The 15,742-nt window shown below is 56.4% G+C and carries 20 protein-coding genes; 12 read left to right on the top strand and 8 right to left on the bottom strand.

The window, feature by feature from the left end; all coding sequences use genetic code 11:
• Nucleotides 1-14 precede the first annotated feature (14 nt).
• Nucleotides 15-863 (top strand): ureidoglycolate lyase, encoded by an 849-nt coding sequence (locus AC1ECK_RS26820; protein ID WP_480324547.1) that lies wholly within the window; start codon nt 15-17, stop codon nt 861-863.
• A gap of 4 nt (nt 864-867) precedes the next feature.
• On the opposite strand, the gene AC1ECK_RS26815 is transcribed toward AC1ECK_RS26820, so the two are convergent.
• Nucleotides 868-1,302 (bottom strand): PaaI family thioesterase, encoded by a 435-nt coding sequence (locus AC1ECK_RS26815; RefSeq protein WP_480324545.1) that lies wholly within the window; start codon nt 1,300-1,302, stop codon nt 868-870.
• A 342-nt stretch (nt 1,303-1,644) separates the two neighbouring features.
• Here AC1ECK_RS26815 and AC1ECK_RS26810 point away from each other — a divergent pair, with 342 nt between their 5' ends.
• The 4 genes from AC1ECK_RS26810 (at nt 1,645) to AC1ECK_RS26795 (ending at nt 4,900) form a co-directional block, all read left to right on the top strand.
• Nucleotides 1,645-2,241 carry a hypothetical protein gene (locus tag AC1ECK_RS26810; RefSeq protein WP_480324543.1) on the top strand — a complete coding sequence of 199 codons (597 nt, stop codon included), beginning with the start codon at nt 1,645-1,647 and terminating at the stop codon, nt 2,239-2,241.
• A gap of 32 nt (nt 2,242-2,273) precedes the next feature.
• Entirely contained in the window at nt 2,274-2,753 is a 480-nt protein-coding gene (locus AC1ECK_RS26805; RefSeq protein WP_480324541.1) for a hypothetical protein, read from the top strand.
• Between the two features lie 242 nt (nt 2,754-2,995).
• On the top strand, nt 2,996-3,691 hold the full coding sequence (locus tag AC1ECK_RS26800) for a hypothetical protein (RefSeq protein WP_480324539.1): 696 nt from the start codon (nt 2,996-2,998) through the stop codon (nt 3,689-3,691).
• A 72-nt stretch (nt 3,692-3,763) separates the two neighbouring features.
• On the top strand, nt 3,764-4,900 hold the full coding sequence (locus AC1ECK_RS26795) for an FRG domain-containing protein (RefSeq protein WP_480324537.1): 1,137 nt from the start codon (nt 3,764-3,766) through the stop codon (nt 4,898-4,900).
• Nucleotides 4,901-4,910: 10 nt separating this feature from the next.
• Here AC1ECK_RS26795 and AC1ECK_RS26790 read toward each other — a convergent pair whose 3' ends face one another.
• The 7 genes from AC1ECK_RS26790 to AC1ECK_RS26760 form a co-directional block, all read right to left on the bottom strand.
• Nucleotides 4,911-5,165 (bottom strand): hypothetical protein, encoded by a 255-nt coding sequence (locus AC1ECK_RS26790; RefSeq protein ID WP_480324535.1) that lies wholly within the window; start codon nt 5,163-5,165, stop codon nt 4,911-4,913.
• 160 nt (nt 5,166-5,325) lie between these two features.
• The gene (locus AC1ECK_RS26785; protein ID WP_480324533.1) at nt 5,326-5,886 is read right to left on the bottom strand and encodes a hypothetical protein; all 561 of its coding nucleotides are present in this window, start codon (nt 5,884-5,886) and stop codon (nt 5,326-5,328) included.
• Nucleotides 5,887-5,923: 37 nt separating this feature from the next.
• A complete protein-coding gene (locus AC1ECK_RS26780) occupies nt 5,924-6,112 on the bottom strand; it encodes a hypothetical protein (RefSeq protein ID WP_480324531.1) in 189 nt (62 codons plus the stop codon).
• A gap of 52 nt (nt 6,113-6,164) precedes the next feature.
• The gene (locus tag AC1ECK_RS26775) at nt 6,165-6,893 is read right to left on the bottom strand and encodes a hypothetical protein (RefSeq protein ID WP_480324529.1); all 729 of its coding nucleotides are present in this window, start codon (nt 6,891-6,893) and stop codon (nt 6,165-6,167) included.
• 80 nt (nt 6,894-6,973) lie between these two features.
• Entirely contained in the window at nt 6,974-7,207 is a 234-nt protein-coding gene (locus AC1ECK_RS26770) for a baseplate hub protein (protein ID WP_480324527.1), read from the bottom strand.
• On the bottom strand, nt 7,204-7,491 hold the full coding sequence (locus AC1ECK_RS26765; protein WP_480324525.1) for a hypothetical protein: 288 nt from the start codon (nt 7,489-7,491) through the stop codon (nt 7,204-7,206). Before AC1ECK_RS26765 ends, AC1ECK_RS26770 begins: the two co-directional genes overlap by 4 nt.
• A gap of 11 nt (nt 7,492-7,502) precedes the next feature.
• The gene (locus AC1ECK_RS26760; RefSeq protein WP_480324523.1) at nt 7,503-7,994 is read right to left on the bottom strand and encodes a hypothetical protein; all 492 of its coding nucleotides are present in this window, start codon (nt 7,992-7,994) and stop codon (nt 7,503-7,505) included.
• 423 nt (nt 7,995-8,417) lie between these two features.
• Here AC1ECK_RS26760 and AC1ECK_RS26755 point away from each other — a divergent pair, with 423 nt between their 5' ends.
• The 7 genes from AC1ECK_RS26755 (at nt 8,418) to AC1ECK_RS26725 (ending at nt 15,731) form a co-directional block, all read left to right on the top strand.
• Complete coding sequence (locus AC1ECK_RS26755) at nt 8,418-9,002, top strand: hypothetical protein (protein ID WP_480324521.1); 585 nt, start codon at nt 8,418-8,420, stop codon at nt 9,000-9,002.
• Complete coding sequence (locus AC1ECK_RS26750) at nt 8,999-9,526, top strand: hypothetical protein (RefSeq protein ID WP_480324519.1); 528 nt, start codon at nt 8,999-9,001, stop codon at nt 9,524-9,526. Before AC1ECK_RS26755 ends, AC1ECK_RS26750 begins: the two co-directional genes overlap by 4 nt.
• 402 nt (nt 9,527-9,928) lie before the next feature.
• Nucleotides 9,929-11,827, top strand: coding sequence for a VapE domain-containing protein (locus AC1ECK_RS26745; RefSeq protein WP_480324517.1), 1,899 nt, complete (start codon nt 9,929-9,931; stop codon nt 11,825-11,827).
• A 754-nt stretch (nt 11,828-12,581) separates the two neighbouring features.
• Nucleotides 12,582-13,022 (top strand): hypothetical protein, encoded by a 441-nt coding sequence (locus tag AC1ECK_RS26740; protein ID WP_480324515.1) that lies wholly within the window; start codon nt 12,582-12,584, stop codon nt 13,020-13,022.
• Nucleotides 13,019-13,609 carry a hypothetical protein gene (locus tag AC1ECK_RS26735; protein WP_480324513.1) on the top strand — a complete coding sequence of 197 codons (591 nt, stop codon included), beginning with the start codon at nt 13,019-13,021 and terminating at the stop codon, nt 13,607-13,609. The genes AC1ECK_RS26740 and AC1ECK_RS26735 overlap by 4 nt, the downstream gene beginning before the upstream one ends.
• Before the next feature lie 47 nt (nt 13,610-13,656).
• The gene (locus AC1ECK_RS26730) at nt 13,657-14,115 is read left to right on the top strand and encodes a hypothetical protein (protein ID WP_480324511.1); all 459 of its coding nucleotides are present in this window, start codon (nt 13,657-13,659) and stop codon (nt 14,113-14,115) included.
• 65 nt (nt 14,116-14,180) lie between these two features.
• Complete coding sequence (locus AC1ECK_RS26725) at nt 14,181-15,731, top strand: phage terminase large subunit (RefSeq protein ID WP_480324509.1); 1,551 nt, start codon at nt 14,181-14,183, stop codon at nt 15,729-15,731.
• Nucleotides 15,732-15,742 lie beyond the last annotated feature (11 nt).

Raw genomic sequence — 15,742 nt, 5'->3', positions numbered from 1 at the left:
AGGGACGTGCAACGATGAAACTGCTTCGTTATGGACCGAAAGGTCAGGAAAAGCCCGGCTTGGTCGACGCGCAAGGCAAGCTTCGCGATCTGTCGAAGGTGGTGGCCGATATCGACGGTGCCACGCTGACGGATGCCGCGCTCGCCCAACTGCGCGCGCTCGATCCGGCTTCGCTGCCGCTGGTCGAAGGCAATCCGCGTCTCGGGCCGTGCGTCGGCAAGATCGGCAAGTTCATCTGCATCGGCTTGAATTACGCGGATCACGCGGCGGAGTCGAACCTGCCCGTGCCCACCGAGCCGGTGGTGTTCAACAAGTGGAACAGCGCAGTCAGCGGCCCGAACGACGACATCGAGATTCCGCGCGGCTCGAAGAAGACCGACTGGGAAGTCGAACTGGGCGTGGTGATCGGCAAGCCGGCCAAGTACATCGACGAAGCGAACGCGCTCGATTACGTGGCCGGTTACTGCGTGATCAACGATGTGTCCGAGCGCGAATGGCAGATCGAGCGCGGCGGCACCTGGGACAAGGGCAAAGGCTTCGACACCTTCGGCCCGATCGGCCCGTGGGTGGTGACGCGCGATGAAGTGGCCGATCCGCAGAACCTGAACCTGTGGCTCGAAGTGGACGGTCATCGCTATCAGAACGGCAGCACGAAGACGATGGTGTTCAGCGTCGCGAAACTCGTGTCGTATCTGTCGCAATGCATGAGCCTGCAACCGGGCGATGTGATTTCGACCGGCACGCCGCCGGGCGTCGGTATGGGCGTGAAGCCGAATCCGGTGTATCTGAAGCCGGGTCAGACGGTTCGCCTCGGCATCGAAGGCCTCGGCGAGCAGCAGCAGAAGACTTACGCCGCGGAGTAATGCGTCAATTGGTCGGCACGGTTTCCCCGCCGTCGCCGATCCGGTTGATCGTCCCTTGCGCGACGGCGACGAGCCGCTCGCGATCGCCGTCCATCACGAAGATATTGCACTGACAGGTCGCCTGGTGCCGCCCGGCATAGACGACCCGTGCCCGCGCCACCAGCATGCCGTTCACCGCCGGCCGCAGATAGTTGATCTTGTATTCGCCCGTGACGACCCGCGGCCCGAGCGCCAGCGCCCCGGCGAAGGTGAGCGCATTGTCGGCCAGATAACTGATCACACCCCCGTGGACGAAGCCGTGCTGTTGTCGCAGTTCATCGCGGATCGGCAGGCAGAGCGTCAGTTCGTTGTCGCTCGTGTGCATCAATTCAGCGCCAAGCAACACGCTGAACGGCTGGGCATGGAGTGCGCCGCGTGCCCGGTCCAGTAGATCTGTCATTGTCGAATCCTTCGGGGCGATGCCCGTGGTGGCGTCCCTACCCACTCTAGGGGGTCCGACTGTGATCAGCAAGCCCGAAGCCTTGATCTACCGTACCAAAATAGCCTGGTGACACGCGGCGATTGTCACTCAGTTGTCACCTTGCCCTAACGTGCCGCGCGGTGGCAATGATAGGGCAGTCGCGGGCGCGAAAGTTCGTATATAGGGTAAACCCTGAGCGGTCGCGAATGAACAGCACGGCGGCAGAGGCCATAAGTTCAATCGGCCTGACTCGATAGGCAGTTGCACGACCCTCGCTGATATCATGATCGACAGACCACGCGGCCAAGTAACGGAGAAAAGATGTCGCGACCCAAGCGCGCCAAAAGCAAAGCGTATCGTCGAGCGGGACGTCAGAAGCCCAAAGCAAGTGCACCGCCTCCCCAGCCCGCGCAGATAACGACTGTGGCGCATGCAAACCGGCTCTCGACTTTCCTGTCGGCCATGGGAAAGGTGCCACCAACGATCCGCAATATCATGTTGGTCGTAACCGTCCTAGGGGCCGGTGAGGCTCTGTTTGCCTCACCGGAAATCCACCTGACCGGCTCCGATCCTTCCTCGCCGTTCGTGTTCCCGCTTTCCCTGAAGAACGATAGCGCAGTGTTAACATTGGAAAACGTCGAGTGGGACTGCATTGTCCGCCACATGGAATTCATGAATGGCTCAACGATGGATGACGTAGGAGTTCGGATTCCCACCCAGCAACCCGACATAGCCGCTCGCGGCACGTCGAACCATCTCTGCCGCGTCATAAATCCAGGCGTCCCCATTCATAAGCTCGTTATGGACGTTAAGGTCGATTACACAATGCTTCACTATTGGAAGCGCGCGGCCGTAAAACGGCTAACTTGGATTGCGGACGGAGAACATTCCGCGTGGATAGAAGGTAACGTTGACTGACCGGCTTCGTCGAAACATATACGGGGGACCAAATGGCGGGTGATCCGCAATCTACCTGGACAACAGTTGTGCAGGCCAGCGCCGCTGCGCTGTCTCCAATCATCGCGGTGGTGGGCGGCTGGATCGCTTGGCAGCAGGTGCGCATAAACCGAAACAAGCTCAAACTCGACCGGTTCGATAAGCGCTATGAGGTCTATGAAGCGGCGATGAATTTTGCAGTGTCAATTATTGATAATGGCAAGCTGACCTCCGTTCCATACGAAGAGTTTTTGGTCCAGTCGCGCGGCGCACGATTCCTCTTGAGCAAAGAGATAGCCGGCTATCTGGAGCAACTAAGCGCGAACGCAGCCAAGTTGAACGGCGTACTGCACTCACTGGAACGCCCAACGATCACAGACGAGCAGCGGAAGAAGTACGGCGATCGCGTAACAGAAATCACGGAGTGGTTTCAGAAACAGCTAGAAGTGATCCCGGAAAAGTTCGGGCCTTTCCTCTCGGTTAAGGATATCTGACGTCGAGACACCGCCTTGCCACAAGAGCCAGTAGGCTGAATACCGAGCTTGCAACCAATTGCCGCATAGGAGCGTTTAGGCCGTGCTCACGGCACGGCGCCGGTGAGTGACGATAGGTCATACATTCGAGCGCGTCGCGCCGCCTCCCTAGCGTATCATCATCAAACAATCGGGGATACAAAATGGCGACATGCTGGGCAGGCTGTATCGGAGGATGCGACGGCGGATCATCGCGTGAGCATATGGTTTCCAAAAACCTTTTTCTCTCAGACGCAGTCAAGGTGCATGGATTTTCATGGTGTAAGGACGAGCCCAAAGAGATAGGTATAGAGTCGTTCACTAAAAAGATTTTATGTCGGGCGCACAACAGCCAACTGTCGCCTCTGGATACTGCCGCTGGCGAAGCATTCGACGTTCTTCGTGAACAAACGAAACTGGCTAACGAAAGAGCAAAGCTGGCTCCGAACACGCTGGTAAAGGCCGAACGATTTCATCTCAATGCCAAGTTATTAGAACGCTGGTTTCTTAAGACGCTTCTGAACCTGACCTGTGAAAGCGAATATCTCATTGGCATACATGGCACTGAACCCGGCGTTGCTCCGATAGACCTAGTTGAGATTTGCTACGGCCTAGAATCCTTTCCAGGCCAAGCGGGAATGTACGTTGCCGTCAATACAGGGATGGACTTAACCATGGAAGACGTCGTTAAATTCACCCCGTTTTTGACGGGCGATAGCACGCGTGTCGTTGGCGGGTTCTTCGAATTCCGTGGTATCAGGTTCTTTTTGGGCCTCACTCCCGATGGCTTGCAGCGTCCCTTGAATTCAATTCTTGGCCTGGACCCTCAGTGGAAAGACGCACAGTTATTGCGACCCTTCAAAAAACTTAGAGCGACAGTCGGTCGATACGTGTCTCACACCGTCCAATTTCACTGGTAACGGCGCATAGCAGCAGAGCGGTAAACCAAACGCTAGAATTGTCGGTGAGAGCCGACGCTAGGAAAGCGGAAAATGAATGGACAATGGCTAGGCATCAAACATGCGACCGGGCAAGGCAAGGACGCTAATCTGGTAATCAATTTAGACCGCGTTGGCGATGCGTATGAGGGGCTTGTGATTCACTGGCCCATCGTAAGCATCGGCCAGCCCGCGTTTGGCGCGGTGATTCCCATTCGCGTGCCAGCAGACCAGAACCCGTTCACTACTGAAGGAAACTTGCAAGCGTTTACCGGACAACCTGACGTTCCGTATCCGTTCGTTGACGCCAGCCTGGCTGTGTCAAATGCCACGAAAACCCCGCACTCGCTGACAAGACGCGTCTATATCGAAGGCGACTGGAATCAAGACCGCATGCGGTTGTCGTTTACGAGTGACTTGGGTTTTGCAGGGCATGCCATCGTTCATCGCATGGGCAAGCACCAAGAGAGCCGCGTGATTGCGCCGGTATTGAGTTGGAAAGAAATCAAGCATCGCTTTTTCGACTTACCATACCGCAAGTATATTTTCAGAGGTCATTCGAACTCGCTCTGGCCGCTACGATCCCTGTTTCATCGAGAGGGGCGCGCGGAACTCTATCGCTATTCCCAGCAAGACGTACAGATGATGTATCGTCGATTGAGCGGTGCGCTTTCCCAACCCCTCGACATAATTTCGAACGATGGGCGCGGCGCGTTCCTCCATTTGCTGCAACATCACGGCTACCCCACTCCATTGTTGGATTGGTCGTTCTCGCCATTCGTATCTGCCTTCTTCGCGTTCAGACACCACAGTCGCGCCGATTCGAGCAGTAGCGGATGCGTACGAATCTACAAACTTGACCATGAGGCTTGGACTACGACTATCGAACCGATACCGTTGCTCGCAACGCCTCGCAGCAACCTTTCGTTCCTGGAGTTCCAAACACAAAACAATCCGCGTGTTATCCCGCAGCATGCCCTCTCCAGTGTGACAAGCATGGATGACGTTGAAAGCTACATCGCCACGGTCGAGAAGAATTTCAATCGGCCATTTCTTGAGGCGTTCGACATCCCGATTAGCGAAGCGGTTGCGGCGCTAGACGATTTGCGCTTAATGGGGATTACGGCAGGATCGCTGTTTCCTGGCCTCGATGGAGCTTGCGAGGAAGTCCGCGCGATACGGTTCCCGTGAATGGCACAGATTAGTGTCGACGCCTCGTGCCGAGTATCGCGAGCGACGCCTTCTTGTTCTCGGCGTCACACTCGGAAATCTCTTCGGCCGTAGGCCGCATCGAGCGCAACGCCGTTTTCGTGATGTCTTCGCCACGCAACATACGCAAGGCCATCACGCGAAGGTTAGCGGACAGTGCATCCCCGGCGACCACTCGTTGAAGCGACTCACGTACCAACGGCAGCATCTCGGCCTTATCGCGTTCGGATTGTTCGGCATCGATCATTTCAGGTTCCTCTTGAACTTGGGTCTCAGGTGATTGAAGAGCGCCGTGCTGGCCGACCACACACGGAACATGGACTATGCCAGCATTAGCACCTGGATAGCATCGTGAACGATAGTCAACGGAAGTTGTGGCCCGCCCTGTTCGTTGTCGTGCCGCTCGATCATGCGGCGACCCGTTCCGATCCCGGAGCGTCCCACGACAGAAGCTCGACAAGCGACTGCTGCTTTTCGTCGGGGTCGAGGGGCGATCGTTGGATGAGATTTGCCGCCCATGCGTGGAATCCTGCGGCGGCCCCTGGCAGGTCATGACGCTGGCCCATTTTTGATTCGACCGCAAGCCGCACGCTTTCGTCGAACGAGGATCGGGGAAGATCGCCCCGTGCTACCAGGTGACCAAGAATCGCCATCATTGCGCGCAACTGGTTTTCGAGACTCACGGCACCGGTCACGGCCATCCGGTTATGAAGACCCGAAACCTGACGCGAACCGGCAAAGGCGATATAGAACGGCGACTGTATGCGGGAGTGGCCCTCCACGAAATGCCCACTGTATGAAACCAGCTTGCCTTCGGTCCCCCGCCCCGGCGATTTTTCACGGATTGAGTGCTGAAAGAACGTGACGTCGTTCAACGGAACGTACTCGACAATTTCGGCCGACCTGTGAAGCGTTGCGCGAAGTAGCGTGTACAGCGTGGCGCTGCGGCGTGAAAGGGAATTTGTCATTACGTTAGGAATCCGAAAATATTTAGATGTATGTCTGTCAGTCAATCGACAGCGGCAATTCAGCGAAATAACTCTTTAACAGCGCTGCGACGCGCTTCGCAATTTCCTCGTTCGGCAACTGCGAGTCGACCAGAGTGCCGATAGGTAACTCAAATTCGCGCCCGCCAAAACGACCCCTGTCGCAGTCATTTACGATAATGCGGGCCTTCAGGCTGATCTTTGTCATGGTCGTGTTGGGTGTCTGGCGCCGCTTCGTACTGACAGCCGCGAGTGTCGATTTACCGTGCGCGCTGATTCCACGACAGGCGCGGGTCGTTCATGTCCGTGAGCGGTTCGTCATCCATTCCGATAAGAACGCGCGCCGGATTGCGGGCGGCGAGGACTGCGGCCGCACGTTTGCGTGTCGCTTCCACGCGAAGGCCGTCGACAACGTACGGGTTTTCGAACGTGCCGGGGGCTGCGAGCGACACCTTGCCGACGTGATCCATAACGACGGTCTGGCCGGCATCCAACGCACCGGCCGACCCGTTTTCGCGCGGAACCTCACCCGTGTTCGTCTCGACGACACCTTCGCCGTCCGGTTGACCGGCCGTTGCATCGGTCGACTGCTCACCTTGCACCATCCCCGCGAGGTCCTGGGCGCCCGAAACGAGGCTTATGAGCTGGTCGACCAACGCCTGGCAAAGCTGCTCGGAGATCGCCGCGATCGCATCGTTGCCGGCATCTTGCGCAGCTTCGAGTGTTTTCAGACTGGCGTTCAGTGCATCGCTCGTTGCGCGGGCCGATTTAAGCCAGTCGCCAATAGCAGACTTCAGTCGTTTGCCACTGAGTTTGCCACTGAACTTCTCACCTTTTTCGGTCGTGCTCTTCGCCGGGCGTGGAGTGCTCGCGGCGTGCGGCTTACCGCTCTGCATGCCGGTCGTCGAAGGTGCAACGGTGCGGATGCCGACAGTCGACGGGTTCGCGACGTCTTTGGTCATGATCGAACGGTTTTGAATGATGGTCATCTGGTAGCACTCCTATATTGTTGAGGGTTGGGCGGCTTCATCACCGCACCGCGTTGACTAGAGAAGAAAAACGCTAACGTTTATGCAGCGGGCGCACCGTTCGCTTTGACGTAGAAGGGAACGTCGCGACTGGTTAGGTCGTATGACAGAGCGTAAACCACGTACCCGTACTTGTTCAGACTTGGGTTCATGGTCGAAACGAGAATCGCCTGGCATAGCTTGTTGAGAGAAACGACCGTCGAGCGCACAAGGCAGCGCATGTCGTCGAAGCTGTCGGACGGACCCTTGAAAACAGAGGTAAGAGATTCGTTCATTTTGATGCCTCATATTCAGCCAGCAACTCCTGCGCCACCGGCACAATAATCATGATCAGTCTGCGCAGCGAGATTGAGTACCGCACAACCTCGCCGCCCTTGGCCTCTTCGAAACCCATCTCACGCATCGCAGCGAAAACACGCTTTGCGCTCGCGAGTTCGACACCGATCGACGCGGCCGAATCCTTCAGCGTTTGATACGTGAATGTCAGCCGGCCGTCGTGCGTCGATCCCGGCGTCGAGCACGAAATGACAAGCCGCAAAAGCTTGATCTCGTCGGTCACGGTCGGTTACCTTAGCGCGAGATGTTGTCGAACGCGGCATACCTGGGCGCGTTGCCTTGCGGGCGCTTAGATTCGATCAGGGACGCGAAGCGACGTTTGGCCGACGTCCTCTTGTATTCCGAATATGGCGTCGCGGCGGCGAGTTCGACAAGCTTCGTATGCACCGCCATGAGCGTGTCACGTACAGGCGCCGCGTTGGCTTCCTTCTGACGATCCCAGGCGACGCGTACAGCCTTTTCGCCGATCGCTTCGACGACCGATTCAGCGAGCGCGGCGAATGCTTCGCTTTGACGGAGCAGTTCGATCACTTTTGCGAGCGCGCCGGGATGCCCGCTAACACCGTTGATCAATGCACCGGCTGCGGTATCGGAGAAGCCCGTGACAACAGCCGCGACGACGGTAAGCAACTGCTGTTTGTTCAAAATGCTGTGTTCGAGGTTTGCAGCTACCTCTTCAGCCGTGAACGATACTTCGTGCCCCTGGAGTTTGATTGAGAGAAGCATTTTGGATTCCTTAAATTTTTGATTTAAACGCCGACACGTGTTTGGTTGTGCATCGCTTGATTGAGATTTAAACACGGAAGGCGTGTTTTTAGATCACCTGCTAAGACGAATTCCAGATTTTTGGATTAGTGTGGAATAGCCGGCCTTGACCAGACGCATGGGTGTTTTCGGTATGCGTTGGAACGTTTCAGAAAAGATCGGGAACCGGCGATTGCGGGTTGGTGACTTGTAGCGTAAGGGTTCGGGACGACAGCGCGGCTTCTGATCTTGGTTTTCGGGTTAAGGATTGACCGATAGGCCGGTAAACTAGCGCCAGCACTCGACGAAAATCGACGGCACAAAAGGCGAAGGGCCAGCGCTACCCCGTCACGTACGACTGTTTGACCCTCGCCGCGCACCTTGTGAACAAACGGAGCTAACCAAATGACAGCAAAGAAAGATACTGTTTCCGCTGCCGTACCCGCCGGTATGAGCCGGCAATTCAGCGACGCGCTTTGGGGCATTGGCGGCTTGACGCCGTCGCTGGTAATCCGAACACTGGTACTGCACGTCGTCCGCACTGGCGGGCTGCCTGAAGGCCTGAACGTACCCAAAGACTTGAAGCGTGGGCGCGGCGCGATCGGTGCATCGGTCGAAGCTGAAGTTGCGACGACCAAGACACTGACCGATATCGTCGAGCGCGCAAAACAGCTTTACGACAAGGTCACGTTCGAAAGCATGCGCAAGAATCCGTATGAAGGCGCAGCCATGATTCCGAAGATCAACAGCGAGAACCTGGACATTGCGCTCGAAGCGATTTTCGAAGGCTTCGCGAACCGGCCTTACTTTGACGTGGCACGCGACAAGCATATCGACCATAGGGGCGTCGCGATCGACAGTCTGTACGATTCTCGCGCATACCTTCGCGCGCTTTCGGTGATTGGGTTCAAGGGGATCACGGACAGCCGCGTCGAAAAAGCCCTGAAGGATTATGCTTCAGCAGACCGGCGGGAAGGGGTGTCGCAATGAAACTGATTAATAGCCTGATTACTGTCGCCGTGCTCGCGACGGTGTTCGTCGGCCTTACCGCTGCGGTATTGCAGGGAAGTAAAAACGAGGTCAACGCACGGCGCGAAGCCGCAGAGGTAAGGCCGGAATGGTTCGAGACATATCAGACCTACGGTGACCCTGTGACCGGCAAAGGCAACGCCGTGACGACAAAGGCGCTCGACACAAAACACCTGACGCGCAACAGCGACGGCACCGTTACGGCGACCGTACGCACGTCGTACAGCGACGGCAACAGCGCCTTGAATCGCTCCGATAACTCAGCGGATTTGGTCTACAGCATGATCACGACCTATCGCCTGAAGTGCGACGATCAGGTTCAGTACAGGGTCGAGTCGAACGCCTTCTATTCTGATGATGGCCGCAAGGTTGGTGAAGATGCGGACCTCTCGAAACTGTTTAGTGACCTTGTCGGCAACGGAAACGACAGTACGTTGTCGCTCGCGTGCGACGTTGCGAACAATACGAAGGGGGCGTCACGATGAAACGGATTCCGTACGAAGAGGTACACAGACGGGCGTTGCCGCGACGTTTGAGTGTGTGTGAAAGCGTGTTTCCGATCAGAAATATTTGATGCTGATACGGTGTATTTTCGAAGATTTCGCGACGCGATGTTTGGATTAATGGACTGAGCGGCTCGCTGTAGAATTCACTGTCGACATTCGTCGAACCTCAAGAAAGACCGGCGGTTTAGTGCTGGTGCGGTCGGGTGATCGCGCTACGGTGGGTGACCGTAGTTGCCAAAAAAATGGCCCGACTAAGCGCTGCTAACGCCGTCGAGCCAAAATGTCTTGAGGTCTTTATCTTGCCCTTTTCCTCTCGCGCATGCAAGCGCAAAATTGTGAATTATGTTGCACTCCTAAACGCTGCGGCGATCGGAGGCAGCCATGTCTAAACGCGCCCCCAGGATCAAGACTCCTCCGCTCACCGGAGAAGCCGCAGCGAAAGCCGCTGAAGGCGTCAAGGCCCGTGCGCGTCGCACGAAAGCGCAGATTGAAGCGACGGCCAATGAATTTGAAAACGAATCGCAGGTATTTTCTGAAGCCGCAAACGAGGTTGCAGAAATACAGAAGGCGGCGCGTGCTGTTGCGGCTGGTGAGCGCGAAGATCGCGTCGAAGAGGCAACGAAGGTCGTCGACATTGTGGAGCGCGGCCGGATCATCGCGGGTGACGTGCGGTTTCCGAATATCAAAAAGGTGCGCCAGGGCGATCAATTTATCGCTCAGGCGTTGATGACCGATGGCAACAAGAATGCGGTTCTCGATACCCTGTTCGGACTCAATCGTTCGGACTTGAAGCAGGCATGCAAGGACCCGGCGCGGGCGGTCGACTTGATGTTCAATGGCCGGTTCCTGAAAGCCGCTGCGACCCCGAACCGGCCACATAAGGACACCTTCAGGGGGCGCATCGTCGACCATCAGAATCACGTAGTCGACATGGATTACCCGGTTGCCGACTGGATTGACTCGTTCAGCGCGGCCGGTCTTAGTGGCGTATCGGCCAAAGGTGCGCGCGAAGCCTTGCGCGAGTGGGCATTGCTCAACGAATGGAATGATCTTACCGAGTTCGTCAAAAGCGAAATGGCTGCGCGCACATGGGACGGCATCAAGCGGCTGGAGACGTGGATTATTGACCTTTTCAAATGCACTCCCTCAGAGGTCAATAAGGACGCGTCGAAATACCTAGCACTGTCACTGTTCATGCGAATCATGAAACCCGGCTGTCAGGCACCGATCGTTAGCTCTTTCGTCGGGCCGCAAAAATGTGGCAAGACATGGTTTCAGACGCTCATTTGCCGCACGCTTACCGGTAATGCCGACGCGGAACCTGTTCTGTTGAATCTGGCAGGAGATCGAAACGATTTCTTGCGTGCTGTGACTGGCGAAAGCATCATTGCATCCGTTTCGGAAATGGTAGGTCTTACGAACAGTGATCTTTCGAAGACGAAAGAGTTCGTCACGCGCGGCTCAGACCGCATGCACTTCAAGCATGAGAACCAGATTACCCAGCTTCGTCAATGGATTCCATGTCTAGATGGAAATCGGATGGCCGGTATCTTTCGTGACGATACGGGCGAGCGACGCTTTCACCCCTTTGTATGCTTCCAGGCGCATGATGAAAACGGCGAACCTTTGTGGGGTCCCGATGGACAGCCCGAATACACTGAAGGGAAGTCGACGGCCGATTTCACCGGGTTTAGCGAAACCCTCTGGCAAATCATGCTTGAGTGCGACGCGACGATCAGTGAAATGGGCGGCGAGAAAGGCTATGACGCTTTCGTGAGTCGCGTTATCGATTCTGTTTCGGAGAATGCGGCACGCTTGAAAGAGGTCGGTCGCGGCACGGTTGAGGATGTCGTCTATGACAACTTCGCGGCTGTCGCCTTGAAAGACGTTCCATTCACCTACAGGAAAAGCGGCAAGGGCGTTGTTCAGATTGACAAACGAAATGTGACTGTCGAAGAGTTCCCGGCGTGCGTGGTCGTGTATGTCGACGAATTCATCAATGCGCTCGAAAAGTCGGCCGGGAAGGCAAAAACGATGATCAATCCGGCCCGCACAAAGTTTCTGGCGTGGGGGAAAAGTCTTGGCGCGGTCGAAGCGCGGCTAAACAATAACCGGCGAGCGCTAGCGTTCGGCATCGGACACCAATGCAAGGGCGTTGTGTTTAAAGACTTTCTCGACGGCAAGCTGTCGCAGCATCAAGCGCCGGCCTCGATTGCCGATGCTGTCAAGACTGAGGCGCTAGGATATAACTGGAAGGGGGAGGCGAACGGCGGATTCTGAGTGATTGTTGCCGCGTTTTGGTTGCCGGGTCGCCGCGAATCTGCTGCGGCCTTTTTCGTTTCTGCATGCTTGCCGCGCAATTTGACCGGCAAAAAGTGATGGTTTGGGGGTTACGGTCACTTGCCGAAAATGCCGTCACTTTGCCGCGAGCCTTATCTGGCGGGGGCTCCGATAGAAAAACGTTACAAGTTACGTTACGGCAGAAACTTGCCATAGGCTAGGGGCTACTAATGTGCTTGAGGTCTATATCTTTACCTGTAACTTCATAACTCCATAACTAAAACCTAGCAAACCCTTGTCAGATAAGGGTTCCAGAAAGTGACGGGCAAAAGTGATGGTTTGACCCGTAACTCGCGGCCTTGTCCACCGACTCAAACAATGGGCGCGGCTAGATCACGACCGAATCTGAACGGCGCGGCTATATCCACCGCTCGCAATCCTGTCCGCCACGCCGTTAGAAGGCACGCGGCAATGCCAACGCACGCGGCAACACGAACCAGCCCGCTACAGCCCCGCCTATCGCGTCGACATCTAAGGGGCGCCGGGCACGTCGAAAGGGCACGCGGCGAGCGGGTTTGTCACCGCATTGCCACTCGCGGCAAGAACCCAACACACAAGCCAATGCGACTACCTACATGGGGAAGTGCGGGTATTTAGGCGGCACTAATCCGAATTCCCCAAATACCTATTGACGACCGGTAAGTTCCGTGTGTATGGAATGTATAATTTGGACTACTGATTAATGGAGAAAACCATGTCAAAAGTCAGCGCATTGCCTACCCCGGCATGGTTCGACGGGGTCACGCAGGAAAACAAGGATTTCTTCGAAGAGTACCTTGGGTACTGGTCGCGAGGCCTGTCGACATATCGCATTGCGCGACTCATGGGGTATCGGCCGGAAACCGCAGCCGAAAACTTCGACATTCTGGACAGGTCGCCATATGTGCAGTATCGCCAGCGCCAGATACTCGCCAACATGTCGTCTGCGGATTTCTGGCCGCGCAACCGTTCGCTGCTTGTGCTCGCGAGCATTGCGGACGACGAAGCGCAAATGACAAAAAATCGGATCGCTGCTGTGGCGCAAATCAACACCCTTCTTGGTTACGTCAAGGAACAGGAAGACCCGAACAAGGGCAAGTCGAAATCGACGCTGCTGGAGTTCGCGAAGAAGGCCGGGCTGGAGCTTGACGAATGATCGACGGAAAGGTACTGGCACACGTCCAGACGATCGCGAAGCAGCGTGGCAAGCGTGCAGCATTGCGCGCGTTGCATATCGCCGCGAATGGCGATCGCATGGTGACGCCAAGCCTTGTCGACCTGGGCAAGCAGTACGGCACGGACGACCCGCATCCTGAAGCCTTCGACTTTTTGGGTGTCAATCTGCGCACTGGCGGACGCTATGACCCGTTCGCATTGATCAAGCTGGCAACTGAGGTGTCCGGTAGTGAGCAACTGGCGAAGCGATGGGCCAGGGAACTAGGCGCGCTCAAGCCAGAACAGCGCACAGTGCTCGCGTCGTGCCTTGCCAGTAGCGAAGCATACGACGCAGCGCCGGAGCCCTTGCAAGCCTTTGTATCGAACTTGGCGGACAACGAGCCGGCGTCAATCGCCGTTATGTGGGTTCTGCTGTTCGGTCAGTTGCCCGTGCCGGTTCGTCCGCAAGGCAATGGCCTGGATCAGGAACCGTACATTGCCGAGTTGCTGGCGAATCACCTGGGTCTGACTGATGTCGATTTCACTTCAGACAACTTCACGGCCATGTGTGCCGATAGTGAAGACTAAGTAATCCTAAACGTTCCACGTGGAACGACCACACACAGGAAAACATCATGGCTAAATTCGGCAAGCGTGAACCAACGGAACAGGCATCGAAAGGCGTCATTGAAACGGTGAAGAGTGCAGCGTCCAGTGTCGCGGCAAAGGCTACAGGCGCGGGCGCGGATTTCTTCACGTCAGGTGTCGCGGACTTGAAGCGCAGGGGTAAGACGTGGAAGGTCGAACAGGCTGGCGTGCAGACCGATGAAAACGGCCGTCAGTACAGCGTCAACAGCGTGGGCGATCGTCAGTACAGCGACGGCTTTTTGCCAGGCGTCATGCAAGACCCGCGAGAGTTCAACGAGCCCGGCTCTATTGCACCGCTCACAACGAAGCCCGGCGGAATGTACTCGCGGCGAATGGCTATACGTAATCCGATCCTGACGACCGATCAACACAACGCCCGGCGCGGCATCGCCAGCCGCGCACAGGAATGGTTCGAAAACATCCTGTCGATTGGCGCCGGTCGATAGAAATGGCACCTCATTGGCACCAAGGCTCGAAGCCCATAGCCAACAGCACACGGACTACCTGAGAGATGAAGAGACAGACCGCACTAGCCAGGCTGATCCCGGATGAGCTTGGCTATCCCGTGCCGGCCGCAGTACATGAGCGGCTGGCGATCACCGAACTGATCAACGCCAACGCGTACGCTGGTATCGAGCCCGCGAACGAATCGCCGTTCGTGCTCAATGAAGCGCTGAAAGAGTCGTTTCTTGAGTTCACGAAGGCGCGCTGCATCACGATTCACGGGGGGCGGGCGAGTTCGAAGTCTACGGAATTTGCAAGCTGGTGCGTGATGATCGCGGCGAATTACACCGTCAAGATCATGTGCGCCCGGCAGTTTCAGGCGAACATCAACGAATCTGTGTATCCGCTGCTGAAGGCTCGTATTGAAGCTTCACCATGGCGCGCTGACTTCGTTATTCTGAAAACTTCGATTCGAAACAGGGTCACGGGTAGCGAGTTCCTGTTTTATGGTATCGAAAAGAACGTCGATTCGATCAAGTCGACTGAAGGCGTAGACATCCTTTGGCTTGAAGAGGCGCACTATCTAACGGCCGATCAATGGAAGCTTATCGAACCGACGATTCGCCGCAAGGGATCGAAGGTCTGTCTAGTTCTCAACCCCGGCGAGATTACCGATTTCGTCTATCAGACCTTCATCGTCAACAAGCCAGCCGACGGGATGGTGAGTGAGATAAATTGGGAATCCAATGTATTTTTGAACACGACAGCGCTCAAGGTGATCCTGGACAACTACAGCCGCGATCCCGCTGTGGCGCTGCACGTCTATGGCGGTGTTCCGGGTTCCGGCTCTTCGTCCGCCGTGATCCAGTTGCGCTTCGTGCTCGCATGTATCGACGCACACCTGAAGATGCCAGAATTCGACTGGTCGGAAGGCGATACGGTGACAGGGTTCGATCCGTCCGACGGTGGAGACAGCGCGGCAACGGTCACGAAAACCGGTCGCATTATCACGGGTATCGACGAATGGCGCGCAACTCAAGGTCAAATGCCAAAGTCATGCGCCCGTGCATGGAACACCGCGCACGCTGCTGGCGCCCGGATGCTGTTCGACGTGTGCGGGCTTGGCGCCATGGTCGGCAATGAACTGGAGCGCTATGGCCAGGAGAAGGGCGTAAGGATGAAGGTGAGCCCGTTTAACGCGGGGGATAAGGTAGTTGATCCTGACGAGATCGCCAGTAGCTTTTCGGGCTCGTTCGGATCGCTCGAACAGACCAATCAGCAAGCCTGGCTCAATGCGAAGGCTCAGGCGTGGGCACACGTTGCAAGGTGCATGCGCTCGACGTACTACGCCCTGAAGTATGGGCGCCGAGATGTTCCCGTGTCGCAACTGATCAGCATCGATTCGGCCAGCATTCCCAAAGACCTTCTGGAGCGCCTGAAGATCGAACTAAGCGTGTGTAAGCGGGCCGAGAGTGCCGGCAAGTTCAAGGTCGAGAGTAAGGACGATCTGAAACGGCGCGGCATCAAATCTCCAAACGTCGCGGACGCTGCGATTATGGCCGTATGGGGGCGTTCTAACATGTCGAAGAAAGACGCCGGGTTCTTTGACATGTGGTGACGCACTGCCCG

This window comes from Paraburkholderia sp. SSBN10T (genome assembly GCF_056619545.1).
This window is presented reverse-complemented; position numbering and strand designations above follow the sequence as displayed.

Coding starts and splice junctions, on each gene's coding strand:
- AC1ECK_RS26815 (WP_480324545.1), bottom strand. CDS start 1,302: ATGACAGATCTACTGGACCGGGCACGCGGCGCACTCCATGCCCAGCCG.
- AC1ECK_RS26800 (WP_480324539.1), top strand. CDS start 2,996: ATGGTTTCCAAAAACCTTTTTCTCTCAGACGCAGTCAAGGTGCATGGA.
- AC1ECK_RS26790 (WP_480324535.1), bottom strand. CDS start 5,165: ATGATCGATGCCGAACAATCCGAACGCGATAAGGCCGAGATGCTGCCG.
- AC1ECK_RS26820 (WP_480324547.1), top strand. CDS start 15: ATGAAACTGCTTCGTTATGGACCGAAAGGTCAGGAAAAGCCCGGCTTG.
- AC1ECK_RS26770 (WP_480324527.1), bottom strand. CDS start 7,207: ATGAACGAATCTCTTACCTCTGTTTTCAAGGGTCCGTCCGACAGCTTC.
- AC1ECK_RS26755 (WP_480324521.1), top strand. CDS start 8,418: ATGACAGCAAAGAAAGATACTGTTTCCGCTGCCGTACCCGCCGGTATG.
- AC1ECK_RS26735 (WP_480324513.1), top strand. CDS start 13,019: ATGATCGACGGAAAGGTACTGGCACACGTCCAGACGATCGCGAAGCAG.
- AC1ECK_RS26750 (WP_480324519.1), top strand. CDS start 8,999: ATGAAACTGATTAATAGCCTGATTACTGTCGCCGTGCTCGCGACGGTG.
- AC1ECK_RS26785 (WP_480324533.1), bottom strand. CDS start 5,886: ATGACAAATTCCCTTTCACGCCGCAGCGCCACGCTGTACACGCTACTT.
- AC1ECK_RS26745 (WP_480324517.1), top strand. CDS start 9,929: ATGTCTAAACGCGCCCCCAGGATCAAGACTCCTCCGCTCACCGGAGAA.
- AC1ECK_RS26730 (WP_480324511.1), top strand. CDS start 13,657: ATGGCTAAATTCGGCAAGCGTGAACCAACGGAACAGGCATCGAAAGGC.
- AC1ECK_RS26810 (WP_480324543.1), top strand. CDS start 1,645: ATGTCGCGACCCAAGCGCGCCAAAAGCAAAGCGTATCGTCGAGCGGGA.
- AC1ECK_RS26775 (WP_480324529.1), bottom strand. CDS start 6,893: ATGACCATCATTCAAAACCGTTCGATCATGACCAAAGACGTCGCGAAC.
- AC1ECK_RS26725 (WP_480324509.1), top strand. CDS start 14,181: ATGAAGAGACAGACCGCACTAGCCAGGCTGATCCCGGATGAGCTTGGC.
- AC1ECK_RS26740 (WP_480324515.1), top strand. CDS start 12,582: ATGTCAAAAGTCAGCGCATTGCCTACCCCGGCATGGTTCGACGGGGTC.
- AC1ECK_RS26760 (WP_480324523.1), bottom strand. CDS start 7,994: ATGCTTCTCTCAATCAAACTCCAGGGGCACGAAGTATCGTTCACGGCT.
- AC1ECK_RS26805 (WP_480324541.1), top strand. CDS start 2,274: ATGGCGGGTGATCCGCAATCTACCTGGACAACAGTTGTGCAGGCCAGC.
- AC1ECK_RS26780 (WP_480324531.1), bottom strand. CDS start 6,112: ATGACAAAGATCAGCCTGAAGGCCCGCATTATCGTAAATGACTGCGAC.
- AC1ECK_RS26795 (WP_480324537.1), top strand. CDS start 3,764: ATGAATGGACAATGGCTAGGCATCAAACATGCGACCGGGCAAGGCAAG.